This is a genomic window from Brevundimonas sp. Soil_N_31, assembly GCF_057655995.1.
Window position 1 is genome coordinate 195139 of record NZ_JBDGLE010000005.1, and the last position, 14755, is coordinate 209893.

The window sequence follows — 14755 nt, forward strand, 5'->3', positions numbered from 1 at the left end:
CGCTGCAAGAAGGTTGCAGAGAAGGGAAGGGTTCGGGGCGCCTCTTACAGGGATGCGGGCCAAAACGCCAGTCCAGTGCGTAATCGCGTTCAGCGGCCGCCGCCGCCAGATTTCAGCCCAGCGGCAGGAAGGCGATCACCGCCAGCGCCAGCAGCCCGATCAGCAGGGCCGACAGGGCGGCGACGGCGGCGACGCGCGGTCCGGCCCGCGCCACGGCGCGCGGATCGACCATCAGCCCCAGCGCCGCCATGGCGATCAGCGTCAGCGCCGAGACGGAGGCCTGCAGCGGCGGCAGGATCGCCTCGGGCAGCCAGCCCAGCGAACGGACGGCCATCAGGACCAGGAAGACCAGGATGAACCAGGGCGCCATCTGGTGCAGCTTGGGTCCGCGCCCGGCTTCGCTCTGTTTCGAGCGCATCAGGCCCAGCACCAGGCAGACCGGCCCCAGCATCAGCACGCGCACCAGCTTGACCACGGCGCCCGTCTGGACGGCGGCCAGACCGGCGGGCGCGGCGGCGGCCAGCACCTGCGGCACCGCATAGACGGTCAGGCCCGCCAGCACCCCGACGCGCGCGGCGTCATAACCCATCATGGCCCCGACCGCGGGAACCAGCAGCACCACGGCGACGCCCAGCACGGCGGTGAAGCCGATGGCGGCGGCCACGTCTTCTCCCTCCGCCTCGATGACGGGGGCGACGGCGGCGATGGCCGAGTTGCCGCAGATGGCGTTGCCGCAGGCGACCAGCAGGGCCATGGCGTGCGGCAGGCCGAACGCCCGACCCAGGGCGTAGCCGCCGACAATGGCGACGGCGACCACGCCGACGATGGCCAGCAGCAGCCAGGGACCGAGCGCCACGACCGCCGCGCCCGACACCGTGGCGCCCAGCAGGGCTACGGCGACTTCCAGCAGGGTCTTGGCGCTGAAGGCGACGCCCGGCGTCCACAGCGACGACGGCGTCCAGACCAGGCGCAGCCCCGCCCCGATCAGGATGGCCAGCACCAGGCCCTCGATCCACGGATGCTCGAACAGTCGGGTCTCGACGATCTGCAGCCCATAGGCGACGGCGCCGATGGCCGCCGACAGCGCCACGCCGGGCAACAGGCGCGCCACGCCGGTCAGGCGGCGAGGTGAAGCGGCGGGGGCGAGGGCGACGGTCATGCGGCTCTTATCCGCTCCGCGATCTGATCGATCCAACGCGTAGTTATGGACTTAACAATCAATATAATCGATCAATAACGCATGACGCTGGAACAGCTGCGCATCTTCGTCGCCGTGGCCGAGCGCCTGCACATGACGCGGGCGGCCGAGGCGCTGCATCTGACGCAATCGGCGGTCAGCGCGGCGGTTAATGCGCTGGAGACGCGACACGGGGCGCGGTTGTTCGACCGGGTCGGGCGCGGGCTGGCCCTGAACGCGGCGGGAACGGCCTTCCTGCCCGAGGCGCGGGCCGTGCTGGCGCGGGCCGAGGCGGCCGAGCGGCTGCTGGACGAACTGGCGGGGCTGAAGCGCGGCTCGGTGCGGCTGTTCGCCAGCCAGACCATCGCCGCCTATTGGCTGCCGCCGCGCATGGCCGCCTTCGCCCAGAGCCATCCGGGCATCGAACTGCATCTGTCGATCGGCAACACCCATCAGGTGGTCGAGGCGGTTCTGGCGGGCGAGGCCGAGCTGGGTCTGATCGAGGGCGCGGAGGACGCCCCCCGACTGGAGCGGACGCGCATCGCCGCTGACCGGCTGATCGTGGTGGCGGCGCCGGGGCATCCGCTGGCGGATCGAGACAGGGAGCTGGCGGCGTCTGACCTGAAGGCGCTGGACTGGGCCCTGCGTGAGGCGGGATCGGGCACCCGCAGCGAGTTCGAGGCGGCTCTGCCGCGCGGCCTGGCGGCGTCGGACCTGAAGACGGCGCTGGTGCTGCCGTCCAATGAGGCGATTTTGACGGCGGTGGCGGCCAGCGCCGGGGACGGCGGCGGCCTGGTCACGGCGATCTCGGAACTGGCCGCCCGGCCCCTGATCGAGGCGGGGCGGCTGGTTCGTCTGCCGCTCGAACTGCCCGAGCGGCCCTTCTATCGGCTGCGCCACCGCGAGCGCGGGGCCAGCCGGGCGGCGGAGGCCTTCGCCGCCGCCCTTCAGTCGGGTTTAGACCTGCGCCGAACGGCGGCGCACCCAGGCGTAGAGGGCGTAGGTCAGCACGACGAAGGCGACAACGCCCGCGATCATGGCCGGCCATGCGCTCTTTTCGGGCAACAGGGCGAAAGGCGCCTCGTTGCGCGTGCTGACGATGACGGCGGCGGTGAAGACGCCGAACAGGCTCTCGCCCACGATCAGGCCGGACGCCAGCAGGACGCCCATGCGGCGGGCCACATCGGCGTAGCGGGTCGACTTGACCGCCCGGTCGTACAGCCAGCCGCAGACCGCGCCGATGACCAGCATGGTGGTGACGGCGGCCGGCAGATAGACGCCGATCCCGGCGGCCAGCGGCGGCAGCTTGATCTTATCGTTCGTCGTGCGGCGCAGGATGATGTCGAGGATGATGACCAGAACGCCGACCACGGCGCCGATGCCGATCAGATCCCAGCGCAGATCGCCGCTGATGACGCCCTTGGCCAGGGCCGAGATCAGGGTCGCCTGGGGCGCCGCCAGGGTCTTGGAGCCCTGGACGATGGCGGGCGGGCCGCCTTCGAAGCCGAAGGCCTGGTTCATCATGTCCAGCACGAAGGGGATGACCAGGGCGCCGGCGACGACGCCGACCAGCAGGGCGGTTTGCTGACGCCACGGCGTGGCCTCGACCAGCTGGCCGGTCTTCAGGTCTTGAAGGTTGTCGTTGGAGATGACGGCCACGGCGAAGACGATGGCGGTGACGATCAGGGCGAAGGCGATGACCGACGGATCGGCGGGCACGCCGGCGACCGCCAACACGCCCAGCATCAGCAGGGAGGCGATGATGATGGCCAGGATGCCGACGCCTGACACCGGGCTGTTCGACGAGCCGATCAGACCGGCCATGTAGCCGCAGATGGCGGCCACGGCGAAGCCGATGACCACGACATAGACCAGGCCGCCGATCACCAGCAGCGGGGCCGAGGCGGCCAGGCTCGTGCCCTGGGCGATGACGGCCAGCAGCACGGCGATGCCGACCAGGGCGGCGACGGACAGCAGGCCGACGATCTTGATCGGAATGTCCTGTTCGGTGCGGTCCAGGATCTCGCCGTGGGCGCGGCGCGACTGGGCCGAGACGGCCGAGGCCAGACCCGCGACCAGTGGCTTGGCCAGTTTGGCCAGGGTCCACAGGGCGGCGACGCCGATGACGCCTGCGCCGATGAAGCGGACCTCCTGGGACCAGACGCTCATGGCCAGGCCTTCGGCGCCGGCGCCGGCGGGAACCGTGGCGGCGATGGACGGCACCCCGTTGGCGGCGGCCCAGGCGACGAACTCGGGCGAGGTCAGGATGGGCACGAAGATCAGCCAGGCCAGGACCAGGCCGAACAACTGGGTCAGGCCGACCGCCAGACCGATCAGGTGGCCGGCGCCCAGCAGGGCGAACTGCATGGAAAAGCCGACGCCGGTCGCACCGCCGCCCATCGCGGCCGGAAGTCGCAGGAAGGCGGTGGTCTCATGCGCGAAGACGCGGGCAGAGGCCAGGAAGCTGAAGACGGCCGAGGCGATCGCCCCGCCGACGACGACGAACAGGCCGGACTTGTTCTCGCGCACGGCCTCCTCGGTCTGCTCGGCGCCGGGAGAGCCGACCTTCAGCACCTCGGCGGCGGCGACGCCCTCGGGGTAGGGCAGGCCGCCTTGGACGACCAGGGTCCGGCGCAGGGGAATGGAGAAGGTCACCCCCAGGACGCCGCCCAGGATGCAGATCATCACCGACTCCCAGAAGGGGAAGTTCATCCACCAGCCGATCATGACCAGGCCGGGCAGGACGAAAATGATCGAGCTCATGGCGCCGCCGACCGAGGCGACGGTCTGGACGGTCATGTTCTCCCAGATGGTCGAGCCCCGGAAGGCGCGCAGCAGGGCCATGGAGATGACCGCCGCCGGAATGGCCGAGGCGAAGGTCAGGCCGACCTTCAGCCCCAGATAGGTGTTGGCCGCCGTGAAGACCGCCGCCAGCAAGCAGCCCAGGATCAGGGCGCGGATGGTCAGTTCTATGCGTTTGCCGGTTCCGGCGGGTTTGTCCGTCATGCGGGGCTCTTTTCAGCTGTTGCGCGGAAGTAAGCCTGAAAGCGCGGCCGTGACAACGGGTCGCGGCGTATCCGTCGTGTGCGCGGATGACGGGATGACACCTCGGAGCGAATGCGGCACAACGCCCGCCATGTTCGACCCCCGCCCGACCGACGCCGCTTCTCCGACCCTGGACGAGGCGCGCAAGCTGCTGGAGCGGGTCTGGGGTCATGCTGATTTTCGCGGCCTGCAGGCGTCGGTGATCGCCGAGGTTCTGGCCGGGCGCGACGTCATGGCCGTGTTGCCGACCGGGGGCGGCAAGAGCGTCTGCTATCAGGTGCCCGCCATCCTGCGGCCCGGCGTCGGCCTGGTCGTCTCGCCGCTGATCGCCCTGATGACCGATCAGGTCGAGGCCCTGAAGCAGCAGGGCGTGGCGGCCGCCCGGCTGGATTCCGGCCTGACCATGGACGAACGTTCGGCCGTGTGGCGCGCGGCGCGCGCGGGCGAGTTGGACCTGCTCTACGTCTCGCCGGAAGGCCTGGCGTCAGGCGCCATGCTGGAACGTCTGGCCGAGCTGCCCATCAGCCTGATCGCCATCGACGAGGCGCACTGCGTCAGTCAGTGGGGGCATGACTTCCGGCCCGACTACCGCACCCTGGGCCGACTGACCGAGATCTTTCCCGGCGTGCCGCGCATCGCGGTGACGGCGACCGCCGACGCCCGCACGCGCGACGATATCCTGGCCTCGCTGCGGCTGGGCGAGGCGCGGGTCTTCGTCGACAGCTTCGCCCGGCCCAATCTGCAGCTGTCGGCCGAGCGCAAGATCAACGGCTCGCGCGCCCGCACCGACGCCGCCGTCATCGAACTGGTGCGCGAGCGGCGCGGCAAGTCGGGCGTGGTCTATTGCGGCAGCCGGGACGGTTGCGAGCGGGTGGCCGATGCGCTCAGGGACGCCGGCAGCAACGCCATCGCCTATCACGCCGGTTTCGACGCCCGCGAGCGCGACCGACGGCTGGAGCGTTTCCTGGCCGAGGACGGCGCCGTCATGGTCGCGACCATCGCCTTCGGCATGGGGGTGGACAAGCCGGACGTGCGCTTCGTCATCCACGCCGATCCGCCCGGTTCTCTGGAGGCCTATTGGCAGGAGATCGGCCGCGCGGGGCGGGACGGCGAACCGGCCGAGGGCATCACGCTTTACGGCCCGTCCGACATCGCCTGGTCCCTGCGTCGCCTTGAGGGGCGACCGATGGCCGAGGAGGTCAAGCAGGTCCAGACCCGCAAGGTGCGCCAGCTGTTCGCCATGCTGGACGGCGCGACCTGTCGACCCCAGGCCGTGCGGCGCTATTTCGGCGAGCAGGACGCCCAGCCGTGCGGCGTCTGCGACATCTGCGGCGACCCGCCCGCCACCTTCGACGCCGTGGTGCCCGCCCAAAAGGCGCTGGCGGCGGTCCAGCGTCTGGGCGAACGCTTCGGCCGGACACGCGTGGTCGATCACCTGCTGGGCAAGACCAAGGACGTCCAGCCGTGGGAGGCCGGGCTGTCGACCTGGGGCATCGGCGCCGACCTGTCGCTGGCCGCCTGGCGCGACGTGATCGATCACCTGCTGTTCGAGGGCCTGCTGGTCGAGGATCCCAATGACGGCAAGCCGATCATCCGCCTGGGCGACGCTCAGGCCGTGCGCGCCGTCTATCGCGGCGAGCGGCCGGTGCGGGTGCGCCAGGCGCCTGTGCGCGCGGTCGCGATCGACAAGCCGCGCCGCAACGCCGGTCGCAATCTGGCGGCCGAGGCGCTGGACGGCGACGTGCGCGCGCGGTTCGAGGCGCTGCGCGCCTGGCGTCGTGACCGCGCGGTCGAGCAGAGGGTGCCGCCTTATGTCATCTTCCAGGACAAGACCCTGGTCGAGATCGCGGTGCAGGAGCCGCGCGGCTTGGACGATCTGGCCCGTATTCCTGGCGTCGGCGCGGGTAAGCTGGACCGTTACGGCCGGGCGGTGCTGGAGGCGTTGGCGGCGGTCACGTGACGATCTCCATGACCAAAGCTTAACTGGCGAGCCGTCCCTCCGCCTGTCACCCCTTGCGGCGACAAGAGACGAGGGGATGCACATGAAGCGATTGTTGGCGGCGGGCGTGGCCTGCCTGGCGATGACCGGCGCGGCTCAGGCTCAGGAGGCGCCTGATGCGTCGCCCAAGCCGATGGAACAGCCGCGCGACTGGTCTGCGACTCTGGTCCAGGATGCAACCGCTCTGCACGCCGTCATGATCGACAGCCATCCGGGCGTGCATGATCCGCTCAATCCCGGCTTCCGCGCCCGCCTGGATCAAGGCCTGGCCACGGCGCTGGAGCGGGCGAAGACCACTACGGATCGAGGCGGCTGGTGGTGGGCGATGCGCGCCTATGTCGCCAGTTTCGAGGACGGGCACGTTCAGATCAGCATGACCCAGAGGGACTTCGGCTTCCCGACCCGCTGGCCCGGCTTCCTGACCGTCTATCGCGGGGCCGATCAGGTGGTGGCGGATCGCGATGAAGCCGACGCCGCCGCCCCGCCTCTGGGCGCCCGGCTGATCGACTGCGACGGGGTGGACGCCGCGTCCCTGGCCGAACAGCGCATCGGCCAGTTCCGGGGGCGCTGGTTCCTGGAGGCGATCAAGACCCGCTTCGGCGACTGGATGTTCCTGAGCGCGGAAAACCCGTGGCAGACCGAGATGAAGACCTGCCGGTTCGAGACGGGCGGCGCGACCCGGACCTACGCCCTCGACTGGCGCGCGACGCCCGATGATCTGAGCGATCGCCGCGCCCGCCTGACGTCCGGCGCCCGGCCCGACTTCGCCCTGAAGCATTTCGACGACGGGGGCTTCTGGATCTCGACCCCGACCTTCAACGGCGATCCCGCCAGCGAGGCCCACGCCGAACTGACCGCCCTGGTCGCCGACATGAAGACCAAGCAGGACGCCCTGCGCGCCGCCCCCTATGTGGTGCTGGACCTGCGCGGCAACGGCGGCGGCTCCTCGCACTGGAGCCAGCTGATGGCCCAGGTTCTGTGGGGCGACGACTGGATGGCCGCCCACCCTGAACCGGCGATCGAGGGCGTCGACTGGCGCGCCTCGGACGGCAACATCGCCGAAATCTCCGCCTTCCTCGACAAGCTGCGCGCCTCGAACGGCTCGCCCGAACTGATCGCCTGGGCCGAAGACGCCATAAACGGAATGAAGGCGGCGAAGGCCGCCGGCCAGGTCTATTGGCGCAGCGCCAATGATGAGCCTGCCGACGCCGCTCCGTCGCCGCCCGCGCCGCAACTGATGAAGGGCCGCGTCTATGTCCTGACCGATTCCAGCTGCGGCTCGGCCTGCCTGGACGCCGTCGATCTGTGGAAGACCGTGGGCGCCGTCCAGGTCGGGCGCGAGACCTCGGCCGACACCGTCTACATGGAGATCCGTGAGCCGACCCTGCCCAGCGGCCTGGCCGAGATCGCCGTGCCGATGAAGGTCTATCGCGGCCGCGCGCGCGGCAACAACGAGCCGCAACGCCCCCAGTACGTCATCGAGGGCGACATGGGCGACGACGCGGCCCTGCTGGCCTCGATCCGTCGGCTTCAGCCGAACTGACGCCTCAGCGCAGGAAGCGTTCGACCGCCTGCTGGAACTGACGGGGGCGGTCGATCATGACCATGTGTTCGGCTCCCTCGATCCTCTCGAAGGCGGCGGGGCGCGGCAGGGAGCGGTAGCCCGCACGGAACAGGTCATCGACGTGGCCGCGCGGGCTTTCGGCGTCGGGACTCCAGCCATAGACGACGGTCACCGGCGCCTGGATCAACGGCAGGCGCGAACGCAGGTCCACGGTCATCACCTCGTACAGGCCCTGGGCCAGGACGCGCCGGTCACCGCCCTGCCAGCCCAGGCCGTTGAACAGGCTGTCGGCGGCGCCGCCCAACTCCAGCCCCATGGAGGCGGCCTGTGTGCGCAAGGCTTCGTCGCCCAGCAGCATCAGGCCCTGATAGGCCAGTCGCGCCAGGGGTTCGACATCGCCTACGGTCGAGCCTGGGCTGATCAGGGACGGAAAGAAGGGCGAGGCGTCCACCACCATGACGCGCCCGACCCTGCGTCCGCCGTCGGCGGCGACGCGCAGGGCGACCTGTCCGCCCATGGAGTGGCCGATCAGGGCCGGGCGAGTCAGGCTCTCTTCGTCGATGTAGCGCAGGATTTCGGCCGCCACCGGGCCGTTGATGCGTCCCTCGGCGTTGCCGCCCGCCGGAATCTGGCCGAAGCCGCGCACCGAGATCAGATGCACGCGATAGCGGTTCTGCAGGGCGTCGGCGGTTCGGCTCCAGACCGCCGAGGTCGAAGCCAGGCCCGGAATCAGAACGACGTCCGGCCCCTGTCCGCGGGTCTCGACGAGGATACGCGACGACTGAAACGAGGCGGGCTGCGCCGAAGCGACGGCCGCAGGCGCGCGGGCGTCTGCAGGCGCGGCGAACGTCGCAAGACTCAGGGACAGGGCGGTCAGGACAGCGAAAAACCGGCTCATGACGGCAACCTGCCGACAGATAGCGGCGAAACCTCGACAGCGTCACGCAGCGGACCTGGATTGTAATTTTTTTCGATCAGGAGTGAAATCGTCCGACCTGGGGAGGTTCTCATGAAGAAATCAATCACCATCCTGTCCGCTGTTCTGGGCCTGGTCGCATCACCCGCCCTGGCTGAGAATTGGAACGTCATTTCGCGCAGCGCCGCCACTGCCTTCATGGTCGATGTGGATTCGATCGCCCAGGCCGACGGCGTTACCAGCGCCCGATTGGCGCGCGTGCCTGCGACGGGCGCCCCGGGCGACCTGTCGCACAGCGTCGGTGTTGTCTCTTTCCGCTGCTCCGCCAATCAATCGAAATCCGGCGAGGAAGTCTATTACGGTCCCGACGGCGCCGAGCAGGAGCGGATCGACGATGGTTATGATTTCGAGCCGATAGCCCGCAACTCGCTCGATTCCTACGTCCAGGAGATCGTCTGCGAGAGCAAGCGCGGGGCGGCGTCCTTTCCGACGATCCGCGCCTTCGTCGAAGCGGGGCGACCCGACTCGCGCTGATCCGCCAGGGCGTGTTTGGGCCCGACTTCGGGTTGTTCCCTTGGCCGCTTGGGGCTAAGGCCGCCGTGGCGTCGCCGCGAAGCCCAGTACAGTATCGAGTAATCCCTTGCAGCTTTCCTCTCTCGTGGTCGCCGATCTGGTCGGCGCCGCTGACTTGGCGTTGTCGAACCGTCTTCGCCAACTGATCCAGAACCGCGCCGACGCCCTTGTGGCGGCCTTCTATGAGACGCTTCTGGCGCATGAGGAGGCGCGGACCTTCCTGCATCATTCGGTGGTGCAGGAGCGGTTGAGTCCGTCGCTGCGCAACTGGCTGGTGGACTTGTTCGCGCCCGGCGCCGACATGGCCGAAGCGGCCTTCATCGCGCGGCAGATGAAGATCGGCGAGGTCCACGCCCGCATCAAGATTCCCATGCACCTGGTCATGGCGGGGGCGGCGGTGCTGAAGACGCGGCTGGCGGACGACCTGGCCGACGATCCGGCGGCCTTCGACTTGCTGCGGCTAGCGGACCAACGCATCGACCACGCCCTTCGCCTGATGAGCCAGTCCTATGAGAAGGGCGCCAGCAATCGCGCGCGCCTGGACGAAGCCTATCGGCTGTTCTCCCTGGATCAGGACATTCATTTCGAGCGCGAAAGCCAGCGTGCGGGCCTGATGGAGTGGAGCCAGAAGACCCTGTTCCGCATCCTGGGATCAGGCGGCGTCGATGGGGCTGGCGCGCTGGGCGCCTCGCTGTTCGGCCTGTGGATCCGCCACCGGGCCGACTTCCTGTTCGACGGCTCGCCGCATCTGGCGCGGCTGAACGGGACCATGGAGCGGATCGACAGCGAGCTTCTGCCCCGCTTCACGCCGGACGCCGCCCCGGCCGACCTGGCCGCGCCCCTCAAGGCGCTCGAAGCCGCCGTCGAGGAGGTCGCCTTCCTGCTGAACGAGATGTTCCAGGGGCTGGCGGGCATGGAGGGCGGCCGCGACCCGCTGACGCGCGCCCTGAACCGACGCTTCCTCTCGTCGATCCTCAGCCGCGAAATGGTTTCGCCAACGCCAATCACACGCCCTTGTCGGTGCTGCTGCTGGACGTGGATCACTTCAAGCGGATCAACGACACGCACGGCCACCCTGTCGGCGACGAGGTGCTGCGCCAGGTGGCCGAGGCCGTGACCGAAAACGTCCGCCCCAGCGACTTCGTCTTCCGCTACGGCGGCGAGGAGTTCCTGGTGGTCCTGGTCGAGACCAGCCTGCACCAAGCCGCGACCATCGCCGAGCGGATGCGCCTGGCCCTGGCGGCCAAGGCCATTACGGCGGCGGGCTTGGCGCCTTTCAACGTGACGGTGTCGGTCGGCGTCGCCGAACATTACGGCCACCCGGACGAGAACTATCTGATCAAGTCAGCCGACGACGCCCTGTACCGCGCCAAGCAGAATGGCCGGAACCGGGTCGAACTGGACCGCCGCGGCGCCTGACGGCGCCGCGAACCGCCCACGAGATCAGGCGTCGACGGCGGCGTCCAGGGCGTTGTCCTGGATGAATTCGCGGCGCGGCTCGACCACGTCGCCCATCAGCTTGGCGAACAGGTCGTCGGCGTCGTCGCCATGCTCCACCTTCACCTGCAGCAGGGTGCGGGCGTTGGCGTCCAGCGTCGTCTCCCACAGCTGTTCCGGGTTCATCTCGCCCAGGCCCTTGTAGCGCTGGATGGCGATGCCCTTCTTGCCCGCGTCCAGCACGGCCGCCAGCAGGTCCAGCGGACCGCGGATGGTCGTGGTCTTGTCCTTGCGGCGATAGACGGCCGGGGCCGAGAACAGGCCGTCGAAGGCGGCGGCGCGTTCGGCCAGACGGCGGGCGTCCAGCGAGCGGCCCAGCACCTCGTCCAGCACGATGGTCTCGCTGACGGCGCGGCGCACGCGGTTGAACGCCACCCCGCCCTGGGCGGCCAGTTCGCCGCTCCACGGGCCGTCGCCTTCCTCGGCGTAGAGGTTCAGCCGTTCAGCCGCACGCGCGGCGCGGTCGGCCAGCTCGCCGGCGTTCTCGCTGAACAGACCCGCCAGGGCGCCCTGTTCGATGGCGAAGGCCGGAGCCCGCGTCGCCAGCCGGTCGACCAGCGCCTTGAAGCCCTTGGCCTCGCGCACCAGCTCCTGCAGGTCCATGCCGGCGCGCACCTCGCCCGAGGCCAGTTCCAGCACGGCCTCGGCGCTGCCTTCCTCGATCAGATAGGCGTCCATCTCCGCCTGATCCTTGACGTAGCGGTGCTGCTTGCCCTTCGACACCTTATAGAGTGGCGGCTGGGCGATATAGACGTGGCCGCGTTCGATCAGCTCCGGCATCTGACGATAGAAGAAGGTCAGCAGCAGGGTGCGGATGTGGGCGCCGTCGACGTCGGCGTCGGCCATCAGGATGATCTTGTGATAGCGCAGCTTGTCGGCGTTGAAGTCGTCGCGGCCGATGCCGGTGCCGAGCGCCAGAATGAGCGTGCCGATCAGGTCCGAGGACAGCATCCGGTCGAAGCGCGCGCGCTCGACGTTCAGAATCTTGCCGCGCAGGGGCAGGACGGCTTGGTTCTCGCGGTTGCGCGCCTGCTTGGCCGAACCGCCGGCGGAATCGCCCTCGACGATGAAGAGTTCGGACTTGGCCGGATCGCGTTCCTGACAGTCGGCCAGCTTGCCGGGCAGGGAGCTGATCTCCAGCGCCGACTTGCGACGGGTCAGGTCGCGCGCCTTGCGGGCGGCTTCACGGGCGGACGCCGCTTCGATGATCTTGGAGACGATCAGCTTGGCTTCGACCGGGTGTTCCTCGAACCACTCGGACAGGCCCTCGGAGCACAGGTTCTCGACCGCCGGGCGCACCTCGGAGGAGACCAGCTTGTCCTTGGTCTGCGAGCTGAACTTGGGGTCCGGCACCTTGACCGACAGGACGCAGGTCAGACCCTCGCGGGCGTCCTCGCCGGTCGGGGCGACCTTCTCCTTCTTGGCCAGGCCCGAGCTCTCGATATAGCTGCCCATGACGCGGGTCAGCGAAGCGCGGAAGGCCGACAGGTGGGTGCCCCCATCCCGCTGCGGGATGTTGTTGGTGAAGCACAGCATGGTCTCGTGGTAGCTGTCGTTCCACCACAGGGCCAGGTCCAGCTCGATGCCGTCCTTCTGGCCGCGAATGACGATGACGTCCTTCAGGATCGGCGTCTTGGACTTGTCGAGGTGGCGCACGAAGGCTTCGACGCCGCCCTCATAGTGCAGCAGGATCTCGATCGGCTCAGCGCCGCGATGATCCGACAGCTTGATGACCACGCCCGAGTTCAGGAAGGCCAGCTCGCGCAGACGGTGCTCCAGCGTCTTCAGGTCGAAGTCGATGTGGCTGAAGGTCGTGACCGAGGGGAAGAAGGTGACTTCGGTGCCGGTCAGCAGGCGGCCCTTGTCCTCGCGCATCGGCGCCTCGCCGACGATGGCCAGCGAGCGCACGGTCTCGCCGCGCTCGAAGCGGACGCTGTGCTTCTTGCCGTCGCGATAGATGACCAGCTCCAGCCAGTCGGACAGGGCGTTGACCACGGACACGCCCACGCCGTGCAGGCCGCCGGACACCTTGTAGGAGTTCTGGTCGAACTTACCGCCGGCGTGCAGCTGGGTCATGATGACTTCGGCGGCGGAAATGCCTTCCTCGGCGTGGATGGCGGTCGGGATGCCCCGCCCGTTGTCGGTCACAGTGACCGAGCCGTCCTCGTTCAGGGTGACCGTCACCAGATCGGCGTGGCCGGCCAGGGCCTCGTCGATGGCGTTATCCACCACCTCATAGACCATGTGGTGCAGGCCCGAGCCGTCGTCCGTGTCGCCGATATACATGCCAGGGCGCTTGCGCACCGCGTCCAGGCCTTTGAGAACCTTGATGGAATCGGCGCCGTACTCGGGCGAGGGAGCAGTCTGTTCGGTCATGAAAACGTCGGCTCAGGGTCCGTGGGCGGACAGGGAAGAGGCGGCCCTTCGACCGCCCGTCTCAGGGGCGCAAATCAGCGCGCCCCGAAGTCCTCGATATATAGGAAATTCGACGGGAAAAGCGAGCCTTTAAGCCCTAGACGGACAGGCCGCCGCCTTCCACCGCCACGAACTGCGCGCGCCCCTCCAGCGCCGCGAACAACGGCCGCTCGGTGCCGGTCATGAAGGCCTGCAGCTTCAACGCCTCGATCTCGTCGAACAGGGCGGCGCGGCGGGCTTCGTCCAGGTGGGCGGGCGCCTCATCCAGCAGCAAGACGGGCTGCGCGGGCTGATCCGCCAGACGCGCCACCTGGGCCAGGATCAGGTTCAGCACCAGGGCCTTCTGCTCGCCGGACGAGCCTTCGGCGGCGGGGCGGTTCTTCTCGCGGTGCAGGGCCGTCAGGTCCGAGCGGTGCGGCCCGAACAGGCTGCGTCCCGCCGCCGCGTCGCGGGCGCGGGCGCGCATCAGGCCCTCGCCCAGCGCCTCGACGATGTCAGCCTCGTCACCCCCCGCCGCCGCCATCTCCTCGGCCGGACCGGCCAGCCCCAGGTCGGCCTGCGGGAAGGGACGGTCGGCGCGGGCGTCGATCCCGGCCTGAAGCGCCTTAAGCGCGGCGGCGCGCGCCATAGCCGCCCGCGCCCCGCTCTCGGCCAACCGGGCCTCCAGCGCGTCCAGCCACAGGGGATCGGGCGGGCGCGTCTCATCGGTCAGCAGCCGCAGCCGCTCGCGCAGGGCCTTCTCATAGGTGGAGACGACGGCGGCGTGGTCGGGATGGGCGGCGAAAACCAGCCGGTCGAAGAAACGCAGCCGCTCGGCCCGCGCGTCCGAGAACAGCCGATCCTGCTCCGGCGTGGCCCAGACGGGACGCAAGTGATCCAGCAGCCGTCCCGGCGGCGCCGTCTCGCCGTCGATGCGCACGATGCGCCGCGCCGACGGCCCCATGGTCTGGACGCCGGTGCCCAGGCGAACTTCGTCGCCGTCCGAGGTTCGCAGCGTCGCCGCCACGGCCCACGGCCGCCCGAGCGCCTCGCCCGGCTCGCGCCGCCCCATCTCGGCCGCCGTCGCCCCGCGCAGCCCCTTGCCGGGGGTCAGCAGGCTGACGGCTTCCAGCAGATTGGTCTTCCCCGCCCCGTTCGGCCCATGCAACACGACGGTTCCGCCGGAAACCGGCAGGGTCGCGCCCGCGTAGGAGCGGAAGTCGGTGAGGGCGAGGGAGGTGAGGCTCAATCTATCCGCTCATCCCGGCGGACGCCGGGACCCAGTGCTTTGGCCGCAAGCGGCGCGGTTCAAAGGAGCGTCTCGAACAGATCGTCCCATTCAGGGTTCATACGCTCGATCAGGTCCAGCTTCCACTCACGTCGCCACTCCTTGATGCGGCGTTCGCGAACAAAGGCGGCCTCTCGAGAGTCGTGGACTTCGTACCAGACCAAGCGGGAGACAGCGTACTTCGCGGTAAACCCGTCGCGCAGCTTCTCGCGATGCTCGACAACCCGCTTCAGCAGGTCGTCGGTTGAGCCCGTGTAGAGCGTACCGTTGGGGCGGCTGGCCAGAATGTAGACGTAGAACAT

General features: G+C 69.3%; 11 protein-coding genes and 1 pseudogene. 6 read left to right on the top strand and 6 right to left on the bottom strand.

Annotated features, from left to right (window positions below):
* Positions 1-112: 112 nt before the first annotated feature.
* Positions 113-1159 carry a YeiH family protein gene (locus AC3A3G_RS10325; protein ID WP_487488127.1) on the bottom strand — a complete coding sequence of 349 codons (1047 nt, stop codon included), beginning with the start codon at positions 1157-1159 and terminating at the stop codon, positions 113-115.
* 132 nt (positions 1160-1291) lie between these two features.
* On the opposite strand from AC3A3G_RS10325, the pseudogene AC3A3G_RS10330 reads away from it, so the two are divergent.
* Positions 1292-2074: pseudogene (locus AC3A3G_RS10330) on the top strand (LysR substrate-binding domain-containing protein); the annotation flags it as partial.
* Between the two features lie 60 nt (positions 2075-2134).
* On the opposite strand, the gene AC3A3G_RS10335 reads toward AC3A3G_RS10330, so the two are convergent.
* Positions 2135-4183, bottom strand: coding sequence for an OPT family oligopeptide transporter (locus tag AC3A3G_RS10335; protein WP_487488128.1), 2049 nt, complete (start codon positions 4181-4183; stop codon positions 2135-2137).
* 130 nt (positions 4184-4313) lie between these two features.
* Between AC3A3G_RS10335 and recQ the strand changes: the two genes are divergently transcribed.
* Both recQ and AC3A3G_RS10345 read left to right on the top strand, forming a co-directional pair.
* On the top strand, positions 4314-6182 hold the full coding sequence (recQ, locus tag AC3A3G_RS10340) for a DNA helicase RecQ (protein WP_200168651.1): 1869 nt from the start codon (positions 4314-4316) through the stop codon (positions 6180-6182).
* Between the two features lie 82 nt (positions 6183-6264).
* Positions 6265-7764 carry a S41 family peptidase gene (locus tag AC3A3G_RS10345; protein ID WP_487488129.1) on the top strand — a complete coding sequence of 500 codons (1500 nt, stop codon included), beginning with the start codon at positions 6265-6267 and terminating at the stop codon, positions 7762-7764.
* A 4-nt stretch (positions 7765-7768) separates the two neighbouring features.
* On the opposite strand, the gene AC3A3G_RS10350 is transcribed toward AC3A3G_RS10345, so the two are convergent.
* Positions 7769-8683, bottom strand: a complete 915-nt coding sequence (locus tag AC3A3G_RS10350) for an alpha/beta fold hydrolase (RefSeq protein ID WP_487488130.1) — start codon at positions 8681-8683, stop codon at positions 7769-7771.
* A 111-nt stretch (positions 8684-8794) separates the two neighbouring features.
* Here AC3A3G_RS10350 and AC3A3G_RS10355 point away from each other — a divergent pair, with 111 nt between their 5' ends.
* The 3 genes from AC3A3G_RS10355 (at position 8795) to AC3A3G_RS10365 (ending at position 10693) form a co-directional block, all read left to right on the top strand.
* On the top strand, positions 8795-9235 hold the full coding sequence (locus AC3A3G_RS10355; protein ID WP_487488131.1) for a hypothetical protein: 441 nt from the start codon (positions 8795-8797) through the stop codon (positions 9233-9235).
* A 106-nt stretch (positions 9236-9341) separates the two neighbouring features.
* Entirely contained in the window at positions 9342-10391 is a 1050-nt protein-coding gene (locus AC3A3G_RS10360) for a protoglobin domain-containing protein (RefSeq protein WP_487488132.1), read from the top strand.
* Positions 10295-10693, top strand: a complete 399-nt coding sequence (locus AC3A3G_RS10365) for a GGDEF domain-containing protein (RefSeq protein ID WP_487488182.1) — start codon at positions 10295-10297, stop codon at positions 10691-10693. Before AC3A3G_RS10360 ends, AC3A3G_RS10365 begins: the two co-directional genes overlap by 97 nt.
* A gap of 24 nt (positions 10694-10717) precedes the next feature.
* Here AC3A3G_RS10365 and gyrB read toward each other — a convergent pair whose 3' ends face one another.
* From gyrB to AC3A3G_RS10380, 3 genes are all read right to left on the bottom strand, one after another.
* Positions 10718-13147, bottom strand: coding sequence for a DNA topoisomerase (ATP-hydrolyzing) subunit B (gyrB, locus tag AC3A3G_RS10370; RefSeq protein ID WP_487488133.1), 2430 nt, complete (start codon positions 13145-13147; stop codon positions 10718-10720).
* A 136-nt stretch (positions 13148-13283) separates the two neighbouring features.
* On the bottom strand, positions 13284-14414 hold the full coding sequence (gene recF, locus AC3A3G_RS10375; protein WP_487488134.1) for a DNA replication/repair protein RecF: 1131 nt from the start codon (positions 14412-14414) through the stop codon (positions 13284-13286).
* A gap of 59 nt (positions 14415-14473) precedes the next feature.
* Positions 14474-14755 (bottom strand): GIY-YIG nuclease family protein, encoded by a 282-nt coding sequence (locus AC3A3G_RS10380; RefSeq protein ID WP_368924223.1) that lies wholly within the window; start codon positions 14753-14755, stop codon positions 14474-14476.

Excerpts from the sequence above, each read along its gene's own strand:
- AC3A3G_RS10350 (WP_487488130.1), bottom strand. The coding sequence starts at position 8,683 with ATGAGCCGGTTTTTCGCTGTCCTGACCGCCCTGTCCCTGAGTCTTGCG.
- AC3A3G_RS10325 (WP_487488127.1), bottom strand. The coding sequence starts at position 1,159 with ATGACCGTCGCCCTCGCCCCCGCCGCTTCACCTCGCCGCCTGACCGGC.
- recQ (WP_200168651.1), top strand. The coding sequence starts at position 4,314 with ATGTTCGACCCCCGCCCGACCGACGCCGCTTCTCCGACCCTGGACGAG.
- AC3A3G_RS10345 (WP_487488129.1), top strand. The coding sequence starts at position 6,265 with ATGAAGCGATTGTTGGCGGCGGGCGTGGCCTGCCTGGCGATGACCGGC.
- AC3A3G_RS10380 (WP_368924223.1), bottom strand. The coding sequence starts at position 14,755 with ATGTTCTACGTCTACATTCTGGCCAGCCGCCCCAACGGTACGCTCTAC.
- AC3A3G_RS10335 (WP_487488128.1), bottom strand. The coding sequence starts at position 4,183 with ATGACGGACAAACCCGCCGGAACCGGCAAACGCATAGAACTGACCATC.
- gyrB (WP_487488133.1), bottom strand. The coding sequence starts at position 13,147 with ATGACCGAACAGACTGCTCCCTCGCCCGAGTACGGCGCCGATTCCATC.
- AC3A3G_RS10355 (WP_487488131.1), top strand. The coding sequence starts at position 8,795 with ATGAAGAAATCAATCACCATCCTGTCCGCTGTTCTGGGCCTGGTCGCA.